Origin of the sequence: Sphingomonas cannabina (genome assembly GCF_021391395.1) — a bacterium.
Classification (GTDB): Bacteria; Pseudomonadota; Alphaproteobacteria; order Sphingomonadales; family Sphingomonadaceae; genus Sphingomonas; species Sphingomonas cannabina.
The window spans coordinates 1346352-1365643 of the sequence record NZ_CP090059.1; the positions used below are offsets into that span (position 1 = coordinate 1346352).

The 19292-nt window shown below is 69.1% G+C and carries 20 protein-coding genes; 11 read left to right on the forward strand and 9 right to left on the reverse strand.

Annotated features, from left to right (window positions below):
- Positions 1–81: 81 nt before the first annotated feature.
- Positions 82–846, reverse strand: coding sequence for a polyphosphate kinase 2 (gene ppk2, locus LZK98_RS06540; RefSeq protein WP_233785595.1), 765 nt, complete (start codon positions 844–846; stop codon positions 82–84).
- An 83-nt stretch (positions 847–929) separates the two neighbouring features.
- On the opposite strand from ppk2, the gene nadC reads away from it, so the two are divergent.
- Genes nadC through LZK98_RS06555 form a run of 3 tightly spaced genes read left to right on the forward strand, consistent with a single transcriptional unit; the run spans position 930 to position 2970 of the window.
- The gene (nadC, locus tag LZK98_RS06545; RefSeq protein ID WP_233785596.1) at positions 930–1775 is read left to right on the forward strand and encodes a carboxylating nicotinate-nucleotide diphosphorylase; all 846 of its coding nucleotides are present in this window, start codon (positions 930–932) and stop codon (positions 1773–1775) included.
- 38 nt (positions 1776–1813) lie between these two features.
- Positions 1814–2260, forward strand: a complete 447-nt coding sequence (locus LZK98_RS06550) for a hypothetical protein (protein WP_233785597.1) — start codon at positions 1814–1816, stop codon at positions 2258–2260.
- On the forward strand, positions 2257–2970 hold the full coding sequence (locus tag LZK98_RS06555; protein ID WP_233785598.1) for a ribonuclease T2 family protein: 714 nt from the start codon (positions 2257–2259) through the stop codon (positions 2968–2970). The genes LZK98_RS06550 and LZK98_RS06555 overlap by 4 nt, the downstream gene beginning before the upstream one ends.
- A gap of 4 nt (positions 2971–2974) precedes the next feature.
- On the opposite strand, the gene LZK98_RS06560 is transcribed toward LZK98_RS06555, so the two are convergent.
- Entirely contained in the window at positions 2975–3364 is a 390-nt protein-coding gene (locus LZK98_RS06560; protein WP_233785599.1) for a DUF4112 domain-containing protein, read from the reverse strand.
- A gap of 23 nt (positions 3365–3387) precedes the next feature.
- Positions 3388–4884, reverse strand: a complete 1497-nt coding sequence (locus tag LZK98_RS06565; RefSeq protein WP_233785600.1) for an ABC transporter substrate-binding protein — start codon at positions 4882–4884, stop codon at positions 3388–3390.
- A 136-nt stretch (positions 4885–5020) separates the two neighbouring features.
- Between LZK98_RS06565 and LZK98_RS06570 the strand changes: the two genes are divergently transcribed.
- Complete coding sequence (locus LZK98_RS06570; protein ID WP_233785601.1) at positions 5021–6397, forward strand: ATP-grasp domain-containing protein; 1377 nt, start codon at positions 5021–5023, stop codon at positions 6395–6397.
- Entirely contained in the window at positions 6397–7182 is a 786-nt protein-coding gene (locus LZK98_RS06575; RefSeq protein ID WP_233785602.1) for a sulfite exporter TauE/SafE family protein, read from the forward strand. The genes LZK98_RS06570 and LZK98_RS06575 overlap by 1 nt, the downstream gene beginning before the upstream one ends.
- 65 nt (positions 7183–7247) lie before the next feature.
- On the opposite strand, the gene LZK98_RS06580 is transcribed toward LZK98_RS06575, so the two are convergent.
- The 6 genes from LZK98_RS06580 to LZK98_RS06605 form a co-directional block, all read right to left on the reverse strand.
- Positions 7248–8300, reverse strand: coding sequence for an ABC transporter substrate-binding protein (locus LZK98_RS06580; RefSeq protein WP_233785603.1), 1053 nt, complete (start codon positions 8298–8300; stop codon positions 7248–7250).
- A 14-nt stretch (positions 8301–8314) separates the two neighbouring features.
- Positions 8315–9679 (reverse strand): LLM class flavin-dependent oxidoreductase, encoded by a 1365-nt coding sequence (locus tag LZK98_RS06585; RefSeq protein ID WP_233785604.1) that lies wholly within the window; start codon positions 9677–9679, stop codon positions 8315–8317.
- Between the two features lie 5 nt (positions 9680–9684).
- Entirely contained in the window at positions 9685–10431 is a 747-nt protein-coding gene (locus LZK98_RS06590; RefSeq protein ID WP_233785605.1) for a class II aldolase/adducin family protein, read from the reverse strand.
- A gap of 11 nt (positions 10432–10442) precedes the next feature.
- Positions 10443–11540: an ABC transporter substrate-binding protein gene (locus LZK98_RS06595; protein ID WP_233785606.1), complete on the reverse strand. Its 1098-nt coding sequence runs from the start codon at positions 11538–11540 to the stop codon at positions 10443–10445.
- A 163-nt stretch (positions 11541–11703) separates the two neighbouring features.
- Entirely contained in the window at positions 11704–12834 is a 1131-nt protein-coding gene (locus tag LZK98_RS06600) for a sigma-54 interaction domain-containing protein (protein WP_233785607.1), read from the reverse strand.
- Positions 12835–12912: 78 nt separating this feature from the next.
- Positions 12913–13980 (reverse strand): ABC transporter substrate-binding protein, encoded by a 1068-nt coding sequence (locus LZK98_RS06605; RefSeq protein WP_233785608.1) that lies wholly within the window; start codon positions 13978–13980, stop codon positions 12913–12915.
- A 252-nt stretch (positions 13981–14232) separates the two neighbouring features.
- Between LZK98_RS06605 and LZK98_RS06610 the strand changes: the two genes are divergently transcribed.
- From LZK98_RS06610 to LZK98_RS06635, 6 genes are read left to right on the forward strand one after another with little or no spacing between them, the layout of a single operon-like run.
- A complete protein-coding gene (locus LZK98_RS06610) occupies positions 14233–15345 on the forward strand; it encodes an ABC transporter substrate-binding protein (protein ID WP_233785609.1) in 1113 nt (370 codons plus the stop codon).
- Positions 15342–16085, forward strand: coding sequence for an ABC transporter permease (locus tag LZK98_RS06615; protein ID WP_233785610.1), 744 nt, complete (start codon positions 15342–15344; stop codon positions 16083–16085). The genes LZK98_RS06610 and LZK98_RS06615 overlap by 4 nt, the downstream gene beginning before the upstream one ends.
- Complete coding sequence (locus LZK98_RS06620) at positions 16082–16861, forward strand: ABC transporter permease (protein ID WP_233785611.1); 780 nt, start codon at positions 16082–16084, stop codon at positions 16859–16861. The genes LZK98_RS06615 and LZK98_RS06620 overlap by 4 nt, the downstream gene beginning before the upstream one ends.
- Before the next feature lie 13 nt (positions 16862–16874).
- Complete coding sequence (locus LZK98_RS06625; RefSeq protein WP_233785612.1) at positions 16875–17720, forward strand: ABC transporter ATP-binding protein; 846 nt, start codon at positions 16875–16877, stop codon at positions 17718–17720.
- Positions 17720–18328, forward strand: coding sequence for a nitroreductase family protein (locus tag LZK98_RS06630; RefSeq protein WP_233785613.1), 609 nt, complete (start codon positions 17720–17722; stop codon positions 18326–18328). Before LZK98_RS06625 ends, LZK98_RS06630 begins: the two co-directional genes overlap by 1 nt.
- Positions 18325–19287, forward strand: coding sequence for an LLM class flavin-dependent oxidoreductase (locus tag LZK98_RS06635; RefSeq protein WP_233785614.1), 963 nt, complete (start codon positions 18325–18327; stop codon positions 19285–19287). The genes LZK98_RS06630 and LZK98_RS06635 overlap by 4 nt, the downstream gene beginning before the upstream one ends.
- The last annotated feature ends 5 nt before the right edge of the window (positions 19288–19292 follow it).

The window sequence follows — 19292 nt, forward strand, 5'->3', positions numbered from 1 at the left end:
GTGATCAATCCTGCACGGGCGTCGGGAATTCGCAAGATTCCGCATCCGGCGCAGGCATGAAATTATGCCACCTCAGTGACGCTATCGGGCCAGTCGTCCGTCCTCGATCGCCGCCGGCTCGAACGTGAACAGCAGCTTCGGATCGGGCGCCGCCGTCTTCCTGGCGACCTTCGCCGGCGCGGCGGTGCGCAGGATATGGCGGATGATCGCCTTGCGTGCCGCCTTCTTGTCGTCCGCCAGCACACAGGTCCAGGGCGCGACCGGCGTATGGGTGTGCCGCAGCATCGCGTCGCGCGCCGCCGAATATTCCGTCCATTTCTTCTGCGCGACCGCATCGAGCGACGAGACCTTGAGCGCCTTCAGCGGATCGCTGCGCCTTTCCTTGAGCCGCTTGGCCTGCTCGTCCTTGCTGATGTCGAGCCAGAACTTGATCAGCCTGATCCCGCTCTCGACCAGCATCCGTTCGAAATCGGGGGCGTCGCGCAGGAACTGCGCCTGCTCCTCCGGCGTCGAGAAACCATTGACCACCTCGACCCCTGCGCGGTTGTACCAGCTGCGGTTGAAGATCACGAGCTCGCCCGCGGCGGGAAGCTGCGCCGCATAGCGCTGGAAATACCATTGGCTGCGCTCGCGGTCGCTCGGCTTGGGCAGCGCCACCACGCGCGTGTTGCGGATCGAGAGATGCTCGGTGATCCGCTTGATCGATCCGTCCTTGCCCGCGGTGTCGCGCCCTTCCATCACGATCACCACCCGGTCGCCGCTCTCGGCCGCCGCCTGCTGCATCCTCACCAGCCCGAGCTGCAGCGTCTCCAGCTCGTCGAGATCGTCGTCGCGGTGCTTGGCCATCGGCGCAATTCCCCTCTGCCTAACTCCGGTGGATTATGCCACAAGCGCGCCGGCTGACCAGCAACGGCGGGGAAGGACAGGCAATGGGGGACTTCGACGTCGACGCTTTCGTGCACGCGACGCTGGCGGAGGACCTGGGCGAGGCGGGGGACGTCACCTCCGCTGCGGTGATCCCGGAGGACGCGCTGTTCGACGGCGTGATGGACAGCCGCGACGCGATCGTCGTCGCCGGGCTGGAGATCGCCGCCGCCTTCTTCCGAGCGCTGGACCCCGACGTCGTCGTCGAGCCGCTCGTCGCCGACGGCGACAAGGTGGCGGCCGGCACCGATCTCATGCGCCTTTCCGGCAAGGCACGCGCCCTGCTCACCGCCGAGCGATCGGCGCTCAATACCGTCCAGCACCTGTCGGGCATCGCCACGCTGACCCGCAGCTATGTCGATCGCATCGCCGGCACCGGCGCGGTGCTGCTCGACACGCGCAAGACCATTCCGGGCCTCCGCCTCCTCGAGAAATATGCAACCCGCATGGGCGGCGCGCAGAACCATCGCATGGGATTGTGGGATGCGGCGATGATCAAGGACAATCACGTCGCCGTTGCCGGTTCGGTGGAGGAGGCGGTGCGCCGCGCGGTTGCCGCCGGCATCGGCGAGATCATCGTCGAGGTCGACCGCATCGACCAGATCGAGCCCGCGCTCGGTGCCGGCGCCACCCACCTCCTGCTCGACAACATGGACCCGCCGACCCTGCGCGGCGCGGTGACGCTGGTGAGGGGGCGGGTGCCGACCGAGGCGTCCGGCGGCGTCCGGCTGGAAACGATCCGCGCGATCGCCGAGACCGGCGTCACCTACATCAGCGTCGGCCGGCTCACCCAGTCGGCGCCCGCCGCCGACATCGGCCTCGACTTCGCACCACGCTTGCCCGGCGCGTGAGCGGCGCTATCGTTCCGCACAGCAGAGGGGGAAGAGAGATGACGCGACCGCTTTCGATCGTGCGCTTCGAGCAATTCTACATCGGCTACTGGCTCGTCGGCCTCGTCAACACCGTGATGTCGTGGGACCGCTCGCTGAGCATCGCGATGCGCAATCCTGCGGTCGCGGCGATGGGGCCGGGGTTCCTCTACGCGACCACGGCGGTCGGGCTCGCGATCCCGCTGCTGCTGTGGTTCTTCATCGCCCGCCGTGGCAGCGCGATCGCCAAGTGGATTCTGGTGGTCCTGTTCGGCATCGGCATCCTCGGCCTCGTCTTCACGGTCATGAGCGGGCGTTTCCCGAGCGGCCTGTCCGGCGTGCTCGCGGCGATCGCGCTGGTGCTGCAGGCGATCGCCGTCGCGATGCTGTTCCGCCCCGACACCGGGCCCTGGTTCGGCGAAAGCGAACCCGAGGCCGATGAGCGCGAGCCCGAGGCCGAGGCATGATCCGCCTTGCGCTTGCAGCCGCCGCGCTGTTGACCCCGGTCGCCGCCTCGGCGCAGGCCTATCGCTGCGCCGTTCCCGGCGATCTGCCGCGCCCGCGCGCCGACGGGCCGGACACGCGCGAGCCGAAGCGCGTGGTACCGATCGGCGGCTACACGCTCGCGATCACCTGGGCCGCGCAGCATTGCCACGACAACGCCCGCGAGGCGTCGGCGCGCTTCCAGTGCGCGAGCGGCAACCGCTTCGGCTTCACGCTGCATGGGCTGTGGCCGGACGGCACCGGACGGCAATGGCCGCAATATTGCCGCCCGGCGCCGCTGCTCGGCGAGGAGGTGCTGCGCCGCAACCTGTGCGCGACGCCCTCCGTCCAGCTCCTCCAGCATGAATATGCCAAGCACGGCACCTGCATGGGGCTGCCGCCGGCGCAATATTTCGCGCGTTCGACCGGCCTCTACGGGCGGCTGCGCTATCCGGACATGAACGCGCTGTCGCGGCGGCCGAACCTCACCGCCGGCCAGTTCGCGACGGCCTTCGCCCGCGCCAATCCCGGTTTGCGCGCGAACATGATGCGGATCACCGCCAACCGGCAGGGCTGGCTCGAGGAGGTATGGCTGTGCCTCGACAAGCGCTTCGCCTTCGCCGCCTGCCCGGCGCACCAGGGCGGGCTCAAGCCCTCCGCCCGGCTGAAGATCTGGCGGGGCGGAGGGGCCTGATCGGTCAGCCCTCGATCACCACGCTCGACGGGTAATGCCGGTCGAGGTGCTTGCGGATGATCCTGAGGTTGCGCGTGTTCGAACGGAAGAAGAAGTCGGGAATCGCGCCCACCCACGGGATCATCCCGAGCGCCCAGTCGAAGCCGATGTTCCCCGCCATGCGCGCGATCTGCCCCTTGGACATGCCGAGGTTGCGCGCCTCCCACACCATATAGGCACCCATCGCCGCGGCAATGGTGGTGCCGCCGAACGGCAGCAGGTCCAGGATCACGTCGAGCCCGAACGCAGTCTTGAGTCCCGGAATCCGTATGCTGCGTTCGAGCAGCTTCTCCAGCGCCTCCACGCGCTGGCGCACCGATGCGGGATCGGTGCCGAGCGGGAAGGTCGGTGTCATGCGAGTCGGCTTGGCCATCGCAATCAGTTGGGAACGCCGCGCAGATGGTTCAATGGATGGAAGGCGCGGGCATTGGGCGTCCAGGCGCGCAGCCGCTCCGCGACCAGCGACCAACGCAGCGGCTGGGCGAGCGGAATGAAGGCGACATCGGCGGCAAGCGCCGCATCGGCCTCCGCCAGCCGATCGGCCCGCGCGCGCAGCGTCGGCGCGTCGCGCGCGGCCTCGATCAGCCTCGCCGCGTCCCCGCCGCACGGCTGGCAGGCGGTGCGCAGATACCAGCGCGCGCTGTCGTAGGGCGCGACCGCGTCGACGAGCCGCAGGTCCGCCGCATCGCGCATCCCGACCCGCACGGCGCCGATGCCGATCTGTCCCAGCGACGCCGCCAGCCTCCCGTAGAGCAAAGTGCCGCCGGACCCGGCCGGAAGCGCGATGCGGAGCATGACCGGCCCGTGCACCTGCTTGTAGAGCGCCACCCGCGCCTGAGCCGTCGCCAGCCGGTCCTGAGGCGCCACGCTCGCCCAGCCGGGCACCGTGGGCGGTGCGGCCGAATCGAGCTGGGCCGGCAGCACCGTCTCGGCCGCCGGCCAATTCTCCCGGAACGCGGCCGTCACCGCCGCCCGGTCGATCGCCATCGCCAGCGCACCCCGACCCAGCGGATCGGCGAGGAAGCCGTTGCGGTTCGCCACCGCCAGCCCGAACAGGCCGTTCGGGGCGTCGACGCGCAGGTTGATCGGCTCGATCGGCGCCTGGGCCAGGATCGGCCAGTCGGCGATGGTGCCGCCTTCGACCAGATCGATCTGCTTGCCCGCGAACCGCGCGATCGCCAGCGCCGCCCGCTCGCCGCGCAGCCGCACGAACTCCTCCGGCTTGGGCTCCTCGGGTTCGTCGTCGGGGCTGCGCACCGGATCGAATGCGGGGCGGAGCAGGATGCCCGGCCCTCGGTCGCGCTCGATGCGGAACGGCCCGCTGCCGCCCCGGCGGGCGAGGATCGCGAGCTCCGGCTGCGCGAAGAGCTTGAGGATGTCCGGCCGCGGCCGCGACAGCCGGACCTCGATCACCTGCGGCGTCATCGCGACGATCTCGTCGATCGCGCTGAGATAGGGGAGGAGGGGATTGCGGCTGCCGCGCGCGATCGCGCGGCGCAGGATCGTCACGACGTCGTCGGCGGTGATGGTCTCCCCATCGGGCCATTCGGCGTCGCGCAGGCGGAAGATCACGCTCTTGCCGTCGTCGATCACGATCCAGCGCTCGGCGAGCCCCGGCTCGATGCCGCCTGCGGCGTCGAAGCGGACCAGACCCTCGGCGGTCGCATCGAGCAGCAGCCGGCTGGCGGGGCTCAGCGACTCCCGGCTGGGATCGCCGAGCGCGGCGGGGCCGCCGATCACGCTCACCTCGACCGGCTGATCGTCGCTTCGCCGCGATCCGCAGGCCGTGAGCGTCAGCGCCAGCGCGATCGCGCCGGCAATGGTGCGGACGGCGGGACTCGAAGACCTTTTGCGCCCATTAGCTGCCGTTGCCACAACTCAATACTCCAAAGCAGATGCCCCGAGACCTTAAAGAGTTCAATGGAATGAGGTCGAGGGAGCATGACCCAGCATGCCGTCATATATCCCCGGTGGTCTCGCCCATCGAGGATTGCGTTGAGGAGGATCGGGTTTGCGAGGTTGGGTACTCTTCCATCAAAATCTCGATCCGTCGCTGCCCGAAGTGCCGGAGGTCTTTCGCTTTCAGGAGGCGGCCGCACTCGCCGGCGTCGAACTTGAGGTATTCAAGCCGCAGAATTTCGATCTGATCGTCGGTGCCGGTGACGATTGGACCGCGACATATGAGAACAGGGCCGTCGAGCGACCCGACTTCGTCCTGTGCCGGACAGGCGCGGAAACCGACTATGCCACGCTGGCGCTGCTCCGGCACCTTGAACGGCGCGGCATCCGGCTGATCAACGGGCCCGCGACGATCGAGCTGGTCGCGGACAAGCTCCACACGCTGCAGACGCTGGCGCGTGCCGGGCTGCCGGTCCCGCGAACGATCCTGGCCAAATTCCCGCTCGACCCCGATCTCATCGAGCGCGAGCTCGGCTTCCCCGTGATCGTGAAGACATTGAAGGGCACGCGCGGCGCCGGCGTGCTCAAGTGCGAGGACCGCAGTCAGTTCGAGGACCTTGCCGGCCTGCTCGAAAGCGCGGGTGCGCAGGCCGGGTTCATCCTTCAGCACTATATCCGCGCCAGCCACGGCCGCGACGTCCGCGTCCTGGTGGTCGGCGGGCGGGTCGTCGCCGCGATGGAGCGCCGGTCGCTGACGGGCGGCTTCAAATCGAATGTGTCACTGGGCGGCGTCGGCATCGGCTACAATCCGCCCCGCGACATGGCCGAGCTGGCCGTCCGGGCGGCCGAGACGCTGGGCCTCGACGTCACGGGCATCGACATTCTGTTCGACGAACATGGTTATCGCATCTGCGAAGCCAATTCCGCGCCCGGCTTTCAGGGGCTGGAGCGTGCGACCGGCCTCGATGTGCCGTCGGCGATCCTCGACTGGATCGTCTCGACCCATGCGCCGGCGCCGGCCGTTCCCGTCCATTCGGAGGGTGACGCGGTCGTCGATCTCATATTCGGCGGGCGCACCGGCCTTCGCGAGATCAGCGACCGCAGCACGAGCTATGCGGGCTTCGCCAAGGCAGTCGGCGTGCGTCTGATCGGGGGCGGTATGTCCGTGCTTGCCCATGCGTCGTTGCCTGACGGCGTGGTCGACCGGCAGGGCGCGACCGGCTCCAGCCTCCGTGCGCTCTATGACAATGCCGCGGCGACCCCGCAGATTCGTCTCGACGAAGCCGAACAGGAGCGCACGCTGATCGTCACGCTCGCGGTCTCGATATGGGCGGCCGCCCTGCCTTGGCTTTCGGGCGCGGGGGTCTGGCTGAGCGGCACCCTGTCCATCCTCGCCATACTGTTCCCGGTCGTGTTCCTGCTCACAGCGCCATCGGGGCGCGCCCGCCGCATCGCTGCGGCCAGGCGGCCATCGAGCCGTTCGCGCTGATGGACTGGGCAGCGATTCCGTGGGCGGAGCTGGCGCCCTTCGTGGTCATCGGTTTCTGCGCGCAACTTGTCGACGGCGCGTTCGGCATGGGCTTCGGCCTATTGTCAAACGCGCTTCTTGTCGTGCTGGGGATACCTCCGGCTGCGGCATCGGCGACGGTCCGTACCGCCGAAAGCTTCACCAGCGGCCTTTCCGGCCTGAGTCATGCGCTGCAGCGCAATGTCGACTGGTCGCTGTTCGCCCGGCTGGTCGTTCCCGGAATCCTTGGGGCGTTCTTCGGCGCATGGTTGCTGCTGCGCGTCCACGCCGAGATCGTTGGTCCGGTGGTGCTGGCCTATCTCGCCGCACTCGGCATCTACCTGCTGTGGCGCGGGGCGCGCCGGCCGCAGGCCTATCGCCGCCAGCGGCTGGTGGCGCCGCTGGGGTTTGTCGCCGCCCTGATCGACACGTCCGGCGGCGGTTGGGGCCCGATCGCGACCGGGACATTGATGGCCCAGGGCGCAAACCCCCGGACGGTGATCGGGACGGTGAGCGCGGCCGAGTTCTTCGTGACGGTCACCGTGTTCAGCGCGCTTGTCGGCACGCTGGGGCTCGAGACGATTGCTCCGCTTGCCGTCGGGCTTGCAGTTGGCGGCGCGGTGGCGGCGCCGGTCGCCGCGTTCCTCGTCAAGCGGCTTGCTCCCAAGACGATGATGTCTCTCGTCGGCGCGTTGCTCGTCGTCGGAAGCATCTATGGCTTGCTCAGCGTGATGGTCGAACAGATCCCGGCGTTTCCCCGGTTCTAATTTCACCGGCAACAGCCAGCCATATGTTTCCGGTTGCTCAAGCTACCGGTGCCGGGATCACGGCGTCAGGCTGCGATATGAGCGGACCTGAGCGTCTCCAGCGGCCGGGGATCGACCCAGCCGCGGACGTCGAAACTCTGCGGAATGAAGTTCCAGCGGTGCAGGAAATCCGTGAAATCCTGGATCGCTGCGATCGATTGTCCCGCCAGATCGGTCTTGAGGCGCTTCTGCGCGTCCTCGCCATAGGCGACCGACACCCAATATTCGCTCGAATTGGTCTCGCGCGCGAGATAGCGGCGCACTTCGGACGGATGATCCTGCGCCCAGGCCTCGGCGCGCAGCACCTGGTCGAGGATGGTGACCGCCGCGTCGAAGTGATTGTCGAGCAGATGGCCGTCGACCGCGAGCGTGCGCGGCGTGCCGTTGTTCGAGCGGATCAGCGGCTCGGGATGGGCGCCGGTGTCGATTACCGTGGTCAGGCCGAACTGGTTCGCCGCCTGCGCGCCGTGCACGCCCTTGAGGAAAATCGCGTCGACCTCGCCGCGCAGCAGCGCGATCAGCTCCAGGTTGTTCGCCCGTGCCCGGCTGCCCACGCGGCGTGCGAGCGTGCCGCCGACATTCACCGCCTGCTCGTCGCTGTAGTGGCTGTCGATGTCCTGATCGACCAGCTCGACGTCCGAGACCTTCAGCCCTTCGAGGCTCAGTGCGTTCTCCAGCCCGCGGATCGCCTGGGCGCGGGTGAAGTCGATCTCGACCTGCTTCCAGTTGGGCAGGCCGAAGCGGCGGCCCTTGAGGTCCTTCACGCTTCGGATACCCGACTCCGGGCTGGCGAGGATCAGCTGCGTCTCGTCGGCCCAGGAAAGGCCGATCACCCGCGTGTCGCGCCCGCGCGCCTTGGCGCTGATCGCCGGGATGTTGCCGCCGTGCCGTACCGAATTGCGCACCGTGTGGCTGAAATGCGATTCGCGCGTCGCGAAGTCGTTGGATTCGAGCAGCGAGGACAGCTTCGTGCCCCGTGCCCGAAAGGCTTCCTCCAGCCAGCCGTGCTGAATGGCGATGCCGAGCCCGGTCGGAACCGGGCAGCGCGTGTACCAGAGCGTGTCGAGCGTGTCGGTCATGGGCAGATCCTCAATCAGGAGACAGCGGCGAGGGCAGGCGGCGCCGGCGCTTCGCTCGGCGCGGCGGAGGCGATCCGCGGACGCGGGAGGTTCAGGTGCTCGCGCAGCGTGGTTCCCTCATATTCGGTGCGGAACAGGCCGCGGCGCTGCAGTTCGGGCACCACCAGGTCGACGAATTCGTCGAGCGAGCTCGGCAGCAGCGGCGGGATGAGGTTGAAGCCGTCGGCGGCGCCGCGCTCGAACCAGTCCTGGATCTGGTCGGCGATGTCGGCCGGCGTGCCGATCACCACGCGATGCCCCCTGACGGCGTTGAAGCGCAGGAAGAGCTGGCGGATCGTGAGATTCTCGCGCCGGGCGAGCTCGGTGAGCTGGCGCCAACGGCCCTTGCCGTTCTCCGGCTCGGGCAGATCGGGCAGCGGGCCGTCGAGCGGATAGCCGCTCACATCCTGACCCATCAGGTTGAGCTCCCCGGAGAAATCGACGGCGGCCTCGAGCGCGGCGAACTTGTCCTGCGCTTCCTGCCGGCTGCTGCCGATCGCGAAGGACAGGCCCGGCATCACCTTGAGTGTGTCGGGATCGCGGCCGTGCCTGGCCATGCGACCCTTCACATCGGCATAGAAGCGCTGCGCCTCCTCGATGAACTGCGCGGCGGCATAGATCATCTCGGCATATTTGGCGGCAAACTCGCGGCCCACCTCCGAATTGCCGGCTTGGGCGAAGACGGGATGGCCCTGGATCGGGCGCGCAGCGTCGAGCACGGTGCTGAGCTGGAAGTATCTGCCCTGGTGGCGCACCGGATGGACGTCGTTCGGATCGAGATAGAGGCCGCTGTCGCGGTCGGCGTGGTCGAACGCGTCGTCCTCCCAGCTGTCCCAGAGTGCGCGGGCGACGTCGACGAACTCGGACGCGCGCTCGTAGCGTTCGGCATGGCTCAGCGGCTGTTCGACGCCGAAGCTCTGCGCGGCGCCGTCGGCCAGCGACGAGACGATGTTCCAGCCGACCCGCCCGCCGCTGATATGGTCGATCGCGGCGAAACGCCGGGCGAGTGCATAGGGATGATCGAAATTGGTGTTCACCGTCGCCACCAGCCCGATCCGGCTGGTGACGGCGGCGAGCGCGGCGGTGAGCGTCAGCGGCTCGAAATCGAGGAAGGCGTGGCGCCGCTCGATCCCCTTGGTGCTGTCGCCGGCGATCCCGACGAAATCGGCGAAGAAGGCAGTGTCGAACTTGCCGCGCTCGGCGGTCTTCGCCAGTCCGGCCCAGTAACGGAAATCGGGCCGCCCGCTCTCCGCCGAGCCGGGCTGGCGCCATGCGCCGGGGTGATGCCCATGGCGGGTGAGGAACACGCCGAGGGCGAGCTGCCGCTTCCTGGCCGTCATCGGCGTTACTCCGCCGCTTCCGCCGCCGCGTCGGCGTAGTGGATCGTGCCGTCGTCGTCGACATGAGCGTCCTGGGGTACCAGCTTGCCCATCTTCCACTGCTGCTCGAGCACGCCCGGGCCGAACGGCTTGGAGCCGCCCAGCGCCGCGCCCAGGATCTGGAACTGCGCGCCTTCCTCAAGCAGCACGATGGTATTGACGAGGTCGCGCAGCCCCTTCCAGCTCCAGATGGTGGCGCCGCCGTTCGCCTCGACGATGCCGGGCACCTCATGGTCCTGCTCGATCGAGTCGAGGATGAAGTCGACCTCGGCCTGGCGCCGGTTGATGTAGACCGGCAGCTCGGCGGTGAAGCGGAAGCGGCGGTTGGGGACATAGAGCAGCGGCAGCGCCTGATGCGCCTGCGAATAGGCGCCGAGATGCGGCGTGTGGACGTGGCTGATCGCCTGGACGTCGGCGTGGGTCTTGAACAGCTTGAGGTAGCGCGCGGCGCCGCCGGGCTTGTTGCTCCACAGGCTGTTGCCGTCGAAATCGATCACCGCCGTCTGCGGCTGATCGGGATCGTCCTCCCACAGGCCGAGGTAGTTGAGCGTGACGATCTTGTCCTCGCCGGGAATGCGGACGGCGAAGAACAGGGTGCCGCTCGCCGAGACGGTGCGCGTCTCGCGCAGCAGGCGGAAGGCGCGGCGGGCCTCCTGCTCGGTCTTGGTGACGAAGGCGATGGCTTCGGGCGACAGGCTGGACTGTACGGACATGACGATCCTCCTCAGGCAGGTTGGTGGGCGCGGATGGCGGCGCGGTCGTTGAGCGCGCGGGCGGCTTCGAGCGGGCGCGGGTCGATCCAGTCGGACAGGCTGAAATCCGCGTCGAGGAAGCCGTGGGTGAACAGGAATTTCTTCTGCTGGTCGAACAGCGCGACCCGTTCGGGATCGAGCGTCGGGTGCAGCCCTTCGTGCAGGCGGCCATAGGCCTGGACGACCGCGGCGGCGCTGCCCTCGGTCTCGAACTCCAGGATCGTGCGCAGCCTGTCCGGCTGATCGGCGACCCAGTCGGCGGCGCGCAGCGTCACCGCGAGGAAGCGCGCCAGCAGGTCGAAATGATCGTCGAGCAGCGACTGGTGGACGGTGATCGGCCGCGGCGTGCCGTTGTTCACGCGGAAGCGCCGGTCGGGGAGGGCATCGAGATCGATCGCGACGACCAGTCCCGCCTCGCGCGCCTGGTCGAGCGCCGCTGCGCCCTTGACGTAGATCGCATCGACATCGCCGTCGACCAGTGCCTGGATCGGCCACAGCCGCCCCACGCCGGACCGGCGCGGCGCGAGGTCGCGCCCGCTGCCGCCGATGTTGCGGAGATGGTCCTCGACCTCCACCAGCACGACGTCGTCGAGGGTCAGGCCGGCCGAGGCGAGCGCGCCCTTGTAGCCGGCGAGCGACATGCCGCGTGCGATGCTGGTGCCGCGGACGTGGCTGGGGATGTCGTTCCTCGTCCAGCCGGGAAGGGCGAGGCGACGGCCGGCGAGGTCCGCGGCGTTGCGGATGCCGGTGTCGGACCGGGTGAGGATGAGCTGGCTCTCCTCGATCCAGGTGAGGCCGACCAGCTTGGTCGGTTCGCCCTGCGCGCGGGCGGCGATCGCCAGCATGTTGCCGCCTTCGCGGATCAGCGTCGGCAGGCGGTGGTCATAATGGTGCCGGGCAAGCTCGGAGCCCGATTCCTGCAACGTGCGGATCGCGATGCCGTCGGCGGCGAAGTCCTCGGCGAGCCAGCCGAGCTTGTAGGCGATGCCGGTCGCGGTGGGCACCGGGCAGCGCGTGAACCAGAGCTCCGCAGGCGTGCTGTCCACTGCCTGTTCCAACACCGTTGCCATCGCCAGTCTCCTTCGGCGGTTCCTGCCGGAAGAAGGAGCAAGGGACGTGCCAAGCGCGATCCGCCCGGAATTGCGTCGGTCTGGACGCAGGGGCGGCGGGACGGTGCGCGATATTCAGCAGCGAGCGTGGTGAGTTTTCACCGAAGCGCCCTCGCGTCGCCCGTCAGATCAGCCCGAAGTTCTTGAGATAGGTCCGCACCACGTTGCGCGTCACGCCCAGCGCGGCGGCGGTCTTGATCTGGTTGGAGCCGTGCTGCTCGAACGTCTGGGTCACCACCGCGCTGATCAGCCGGTCCAGCAGCGCGTCATGGCCGCCGTCGAGCAGCTTCGCGATCATCGGCCGCACGATCTCCTCGAGGTTCGCCGGTGCGGCGCTATCGCCCGGCTCTTCATATCCGATGAGCGCGAGCGTATCGCCCGCGGGCAGCAACCCGAGGTCCTCGACCTGGATCAGGCCGTCCTGGCATACCAGCGCGGCGCGATGGATGGCGTTCTCCAGCTCCCGGATGTTGCCCGGCCAGTCGTAGCGGTAGAGCGCCTCTTCCGCGCTGGGGCTGAGGTCGAGCCGGTTCGGCTGGATCCTGTCGCCGTAGATTTGGAGGAAATGCCGGGCGAGCGGCAGGATGTCCGCACGCCGCCGACGGAGCGGCAGCAGCGGCACCGTCACCACCTGGAGGCGGTAGAAGAGATCGGCGCGGAAGGCCCCGGCAGCCACCGACTGGTGGAGGTCGACATTGGTCGCGGCGATCACCCGCACGTCGAGCGGGATCGGCGTGCGCGATCCGAGCCGGACGACCTCGCGCTCCTGGAGGACGCGCAGCAGCTTGACCTGGAGCGACAGCGGCAGGTCGCCGATCTCGTCGAGGAACAGGGTGCCGCCGTTCGCCGCCTCGAACCAGCCCGGCCGCGCGATATGGGCGCCGGTGTAGGCGCCCTTCTCATAGCCGAACAGCTCGCCCTCGATCAGCGTCTCGGAGAAGGCGCCGCAGTTGACCGCGATGAACGGCCCCTGCGCACGATCGCTCAGCGCATGGACGTAGCGCGCGACCAGTTCCTTGCCGGTCCCGGTTTCGCCGATCACCAGGATGTTCGCTTCGCTCGGCGCGGTCTTCTCGATCAGCGGAACCAGCGCGCGCGACTGCGGATCGGAGAAGACGAACGCACGGGCGCGCACGCCCACCGAATGATGCTTGCCCGAATCGAAGGACAGGACCGGGTGTCCGCCAAGGCGCGGTGAGGCACCGGCACCGACATTGGTTCGCTCTGCGAGATCGGCCTGTGGAATTGCGACCATGGGTTCCTCCCGATCTGCCCGGAAGGATAGCAGTATAATCCCTAGTGAATAAGTAGGAAATAAAGGGCGGGACCTAGCTCAGCTTTCAACCATCGTCGGCGAGTCCGTGCCGAGGGCGGCGCGCCGGCGCATCGCGGCCTGCAGCGGACGCGGATCGACCCAGCGGGCGATGTCCACCGGCTCCTCCAGAAAACCGTGCAACCACAGGAAGTTGGCTTGCGTGCCGAGCATCCCGATCCGGTCGGCCGAAAGATCGGGATGGAGCGAGCGATGGAAGTCATTGCGATAGGCGGCGTCGACGCCGACGCTGCCGGCGAGCGTCTCCTGCGCCAGGATGTGCTTCAGCCGCGCCAGGTTGGTCGAGGCCCAGTCGGCGGCGCGGAGGGTCTGCTCGAGGAAGCGGACGACGAGGTCGAAGTGATGCTCGATCATATGTTCGTGCACGGTGATCGGGCGCGGCGTGCCGTTGTTCACGCGCGCGAGCCGGCTCGGATAGGCGTCGAGGTCGATGCCGATCGACAGACCGAGCCGGGCGGCGTTCTCCGCCGCGGCGGCGCCCTTCACATAGACCGCGTCGACTCGGCCGGCGGCAAGCCACTCTAGGCCGAGCCACAGGCGCCGCATGCCCTGTGCGCTCGGCTGTTCCACCGGCGGGGCCGGGACGTCGACCAGTTCCACATCCTCGAGATCGAGCCCGCCCAGCACCAGCGCGCTGCGGATGCCGTGGAGCGACATACCCCGCGCGATGCTCTCTCCGCGCGTGCGCGCGAAGCCTGGGAGGGCGAAGCGTAGCCCCTTGAGGTCCGCCGGCGCCATGATCCGCGTGTCGGGGCGGACCATGATCGCCTGGCGCTCGTCGATCCAGGTGAGGCCGATCACGCGCGTCGGCGCGCCCAGCGCCCGCGCGGCGAGCGCCTGGATGTTGCCGCCTTCGCGGAAGAGATAGCGGGCCTGGCGCTCCGGATCGGGCGCGACGAGGTTGAGCCCGCCCTCGCGGACGCGCTTGACCGCGATGCCGTCGCGTCCGAACTCCTCGGTCATCCAGCCGAGCGACCAGGCGACGCCCGATGCCGCTGGGACGGGACATCGCGTGATCCAGATGCAGTCGGGCGTGTCCTCATCCAGTGCGGCGGCGCATCCGGACATCCGATCCGTCTCCCTTTCATTGGCGAGGCTAGGCGCCAGCAAAGGATTGAGCAAAGGACGTGCCAAGTCGTCGGAGGCTGATCGGCTCATACCCCTGTCGACCGGACCGCTGCATTTCGCGCAGTTCCATGCGGCGCGCTGCTTCGAATTGCGCAGTGAAACGGCCCCCCAACGCCTGGTTCCGGCTTCCCGCTCTGGGGCCCGCGCTTGGCACGTGAAGTGCATCGTGCCGGCGGAAAGGAGCCTCACGACGTGGCAAATCCGAAATCGCGCAGCCTGTGGATCGGTGCGGTCGTCCTCGCCCTGGTCGCCGCTGCGGTCGCGTTTCAGTTCCTTGGCCGGGACCGGGCCAGCGATCCGCCCAAGACCGTGACCATCGCCGGTATCGCCTATCCCTACGAAGGACGGCAGGTCTACAACGGACTGACCGGCGTGGTCATCGAGCAGGGCTGGCTCAAGTCGGAGCTGGCGAAGCGCGGCGTCGAGCTCGCCTTCACGCCGGTGCCGACCGCGGTCGGCGGGCCGCTGATCAACGAGGGTTTCTCCGGCAAGCGGATCGATTTCGCGGGATACGGAGACTTCCCGGCGATCATCGCGGTGTCGGGGGGCGTACCGCTCAAGCTGGTCGCGCCGATCGGGAGCGGACAGAACTCCTACCTGGTCGTCCGCAACGGCCTCGCGGCGAAGAGCATCGCCGACCTCAAGGGCAAGCGCATCGCGCTCCACCGCGGGCGGCCGTGGGAGCTGCCCTTCTCCAAGCTGCTCGACGCCAACGGGCTGAAGCTCAGCGATTTCACCATCGTCAACATCAACCCCGCCGCCACGCCTGCGGCGCTCGCCTCCGGCAACGTCGACGCGGCCTTCCTGCTGTTCGACGGGCTGCTGCTCGAGCAGAAGGGGATCGGCCATGTGATCTGGTCGACCAAGCAGGCGCCGGCGGACTGGAAGATGCGCGCCGAGCTGTTCGGGCGCGGCGATTTCGTCGACGACAATCCGCAGCTCACGCAGCTGGTGGTCGATGCCTATGTCCGCGCCGCCGCCTGGTCCGCGCGCGAGGAGAACCGTGCCGAGGTGATCCGCGATGCCGCACGCGGATCGGTGCCCGAGGACGTCATCGCCAGGGACTATGCGGAGTCCGGCATCCCGTGGCGGGATCGCTTCTCCCCGCTGTTCCGGCCCGAGGTCGCGGAGCATTACCGCGCTGCCGCAGCCTACGCCTATGACCGCGGGCTGGTGCGCAGCAAGATCGACGCCGACCGGCTGCTCGACGACCGGTTCGTCACCCGATCGCTGCACAATCTGAAGCTCGAAGGCTTCTGGAACGCGCCGGCCGCGTCGGCGGTGGCGGCAAGGACGGACTCGTGACGGCGCGCTCCGCGTTGATCGCGCCGCTGGTCCTGCTCGCGCTGTGGCAGCTTGCCTGCCTCAGCGGCGTGTTCCCGGCGCAGGTGCTGGTGCCGCCGAGCGAGGTGGCGCGCGCGCTCGCCTCGCTCGCCGAGACCGGCGAGTTGCAGCGCCACATCGGTGAGAGCATGTTCCGGCTGGCGCTGGGCTTCGCGATCGGCGCGTCCGCCGGCCTCGCCTTCGGGGCGGGCATCGCCTTGTCGCCGCTGGCCGAGGCCGCGCTGGCGCCGCTGTTCCTGGCGCTGTGGCAGGTGCCGGTGATCGCCTTCGTGCCGATGCTGGTGATCTTCCTCGGCATCGACGAGCCCTTCAAGGTGGCGGTGGTCGCGCTCGCCGCGTTCTTCCCGGTGGCGCTCGCGACCTTCGACGGCGTGCGCGGCGTGCCCCGGGCCTGGTTCGAGGTGGCGCGGGTCTATCGCCTTCAGCTGCCCGACCTCATCCGCCGCATCCTGATCCCTGCGACCGTGCCCGCCGTGCTGACCGGGCTGCGCGTGGCGCTGACCCGCGCCTGGGTGGTGCTCGTCGCCGCCGAGCTGCTCGCGGCCGACAGCGGGATCGGGCAGATGATGGAGATGGGCCGCCAGCTCTTCCGCATCGACGTGGTGCTGGCGGGCGTGGTGGTGAGCGGGCTGATCGGCTTCGCGCTCGATCGCGGCGCCAAGGCGATCGAGCGCCGCGCGACGCGGTGGAGGACGGCATGAGCGCCCTGCTGTCCCGCCGCTGGGCGCGGGTCGCGATCGGGCTGGCAGCGCCGGCGCTGATCCTCGCCTGGTGGCAATGGCAGGCGACCTCCGGCGACGCCCGCGCGCTCGCCTTCGCGCCGCTGGGCTCGATCGGATCCGCCTTCGTCGAGCTCGCCGGAAACGGCTCGCTGTTCCTCGACATGTTCGCGACATTGTCGCGCAGCCTGACCGGGTTGGCGATCGGGGGCACGCTCGGCATCGCCATCGGCGTCGCGATGGCGGTCTGGCGCCCGCTCGACCGCGTGCTCGGCCCGCTGCTGCATGCGGTCCGGCAGGTGCCGCTGATCGGCTGGCTGCCGCTGCTCGGCCTGTGGTTCGGCACGGGTCGGGGAACCGAACTGATCGTGGTCAGCATGTCGGCCTTCTTCCCGTCGATGCTGAACAGCTATGAGGGCGTCGCCAATGTCGAGCGGCGCTATCTCGACGTCGGGCAGGTCTATGGCTTCACGCCCGTGCAGCGTTTCCGGCTGATCCTGCTGCCTGCGGCGATGCCGCTGATCCTGACCGGACTCACCCAGGCGCTCGCCTTCTCCTGGATCGCTTCGATCGCGAGCGAGCTGCTGCTCGGCACCGGCGGCGGGCTGGGGGTGACGATGCAGCTCGCGCAGATGCAGCAGCGGCTCGACATCATCCTGGTCGCGATCATCGCCACCGCGCTGCTGGGCTTCGTCATCAATCACCTCTTCCGCCGCCTCCGCGCGCATCTGCTGCGCTGGCAGGCGGCGCCCCTCTGACCGGGAGACCATGATGTTTCAGGAAGCCCTGCCGAAACCGGCCGCCGAGGCGCCACCTGTACCGCGCGGCGCGCTGTCGATCACCGATCTCCATAAGAGCTTCACCATCGGCGGCACGCCGCGGCCGGCGCTCGAGGGCATCAACCTGACAGTCAAGCCCGGGGAGTTCGTCAGCATCGTCGGCGCCTCCGGATGCGGCAAGTCGACGCTGCTCCGGCTGATCGTCGGGCTCGATCACGACTATGGCGGCGAGATCCGCCTCGACGGCGAGCGGATCGCCACCACCAGCCTCGATCGCGGCATCGTCTTCCAGGACCATCGCCTGTTTCCCTGGATGACGCTCGAGCAGAACATCGAGCTGGCGCTGCTCAACACCGGCACGCCCAAGGCGCGCCGGGCGCAGATCGTCGCCGACCATATCGCGCTGGTGAACCTCAAGGGGTTCGAGCAGGCCTATCCGCACCAGCTCTCGGGCGGCATGGCGCAGCGCGCGGCGATCGCCCGCGCGCTGGTGACCGCGCCCAAGCTGCTGCTGCTCGACGAGCCGCTCGGCGCGCTCGACGCGCTGACGCGGGTGCATGTCCAGAACGAGCTGCAGCGCATCTGGATGGCGCAGCGCTCGGCCATGCTGATGGTGACGCACGACGTCGAGGAGGCGCTCTACCTCGGCGACCGCGTGGTGGTGATGGCGCCGAGCCCCGGCCGCATCCGCCGGATCGTCGAGGTGAACCTGCCGCACCCGCGCGAGCGCGGCGCGCCGCTGCTCCACAAGCTCAAGGACGAGATCCTCGCAGAGCTGACCGCGACGCCAAGCGATCCCGCCAATCTCGTGCGCCTGCCGGCGCGGGAGGAGCGCTGATGGCGCGTCGGCCGGATCATCCCGTCGAGCCGCTGTTCGTCGACCGCTGGTCGCCGCGCAGCTTCACCGCGGAGCCGGTGCCTGATGCGGTGCTGCTGAGCGCGTTCGAGGCGGCGCGCTGGGCGCCGTCGGCATCGAATGCGCAGCCGTGGCGCTTCCTGATCGCGCGCCACGGCGACGCGCATTGGGAGGATTTCGTCGGCCTGCTGGCGCCGCGCAACGCGCTCTGGGCGAGCCGGGCGTCGGCGCTGATCGTGGTGCTCTCGGTGCTGCAGGTCGAACGGCGCGGTGAGATCGTGGCGAACGTCTCGCACAGCTTCGATACCGGCGCGGCCTGGACGAACTTCGCGCATCAGGCGCTGCTGCTCGGCTGGCATACCCATGGCATCGGCGGCTTCGACCGCGCGGCCGCACGCGAGCGGCTCGCGGTGCCAGAAGACCATGCGGTCGAGATGATCGTCGCGCTCGGGCGGCTGGGGAGCCTCGATACGCTCCATCCCGAATTCCACGCGGGCGAGAGCCCCAGTGGCCGCCGGCCGCTCGACGAGACGGTGTTCGCGGGCCGACTGGGGCTGCCCGCCTTCGCAAGCGAGAGGAACGCGGCATGACCATCCACAGCTATTGGCAGATCGACGTCGCCGAGGAGCCGGCGCGGTCGGAACCGAGCGCGCGGCCGCGCGGGCCGACGCTGTTCCGCGACGTGCGGACACCGACGCTGAACCGCTACGACTATTACGCCCAGATCGCGCAGGCGGCGGCGCAGACGGCGTTCGATGGCGTGTTCCTGCCGCATCGGCCGCAATCGGACGACAGCCGTATCGTCGCGGCCGCGATCGCGCGCGAGGTGCGGCGGATCACGCTGATCGCGGAATTTCCGGCCTGGTCCGGCTCGGCGGTCTATGCCGCCAAGCAGGCGGTCAGCTTCCAGCGGGCGGCGCACGGCCGGCTCGGCTGGGCGATCGCGCCGTCGGCCGATCCCGCCGTCCGCGCCCGCGACGGCGATCACGTGCCGGAGGACGAGCTCGTCGAACGGATCGAGGAACTGCTCGAGGTCGCGCGCGGCGTCCATGGCGAGCGGCCCTATTCCTTCGCCGGCAGGCATTTCGAGGTGCAGGATGGCGGTTTCGACGCGCCGCTCAACCGCGTGGCGTTTCCCCGCGTATTCCTCCAGGGTGAGAGCGAGGAGGCGTTGGCGCTGTCGGCGCGCGCCGCCGACGTGCATCTCTTCGCTGCGGCACCGCTGGCGAAGCTCCGGGCGCTGGTCGAGACGCTGGACACGCTGGCGCTGAGGGAGGGTCGGTCGGTCGCCTTCGGGCTGATCCAGCCGGTGCTCGCCCGCGAGGATCAGGACGAGGCCCGGGCGGACGCGAACCGCATCGCCATCGGCGGCGACGCGATCGTCGGCACCTATGACGAGGTGGCGGCGCGGCTGGCCGCGCTGGCGGCGCTCGGCATCACCCATTTCGTGCTGACCGCGCCGTCCTCGCTCGAGGAAGCGTATCGCATCGGCCAGCATGTCCTTCCCCGCTTCCATGCGCTGACCGAGCGCGTTCCCGCTGCTGCCTGAGGTGT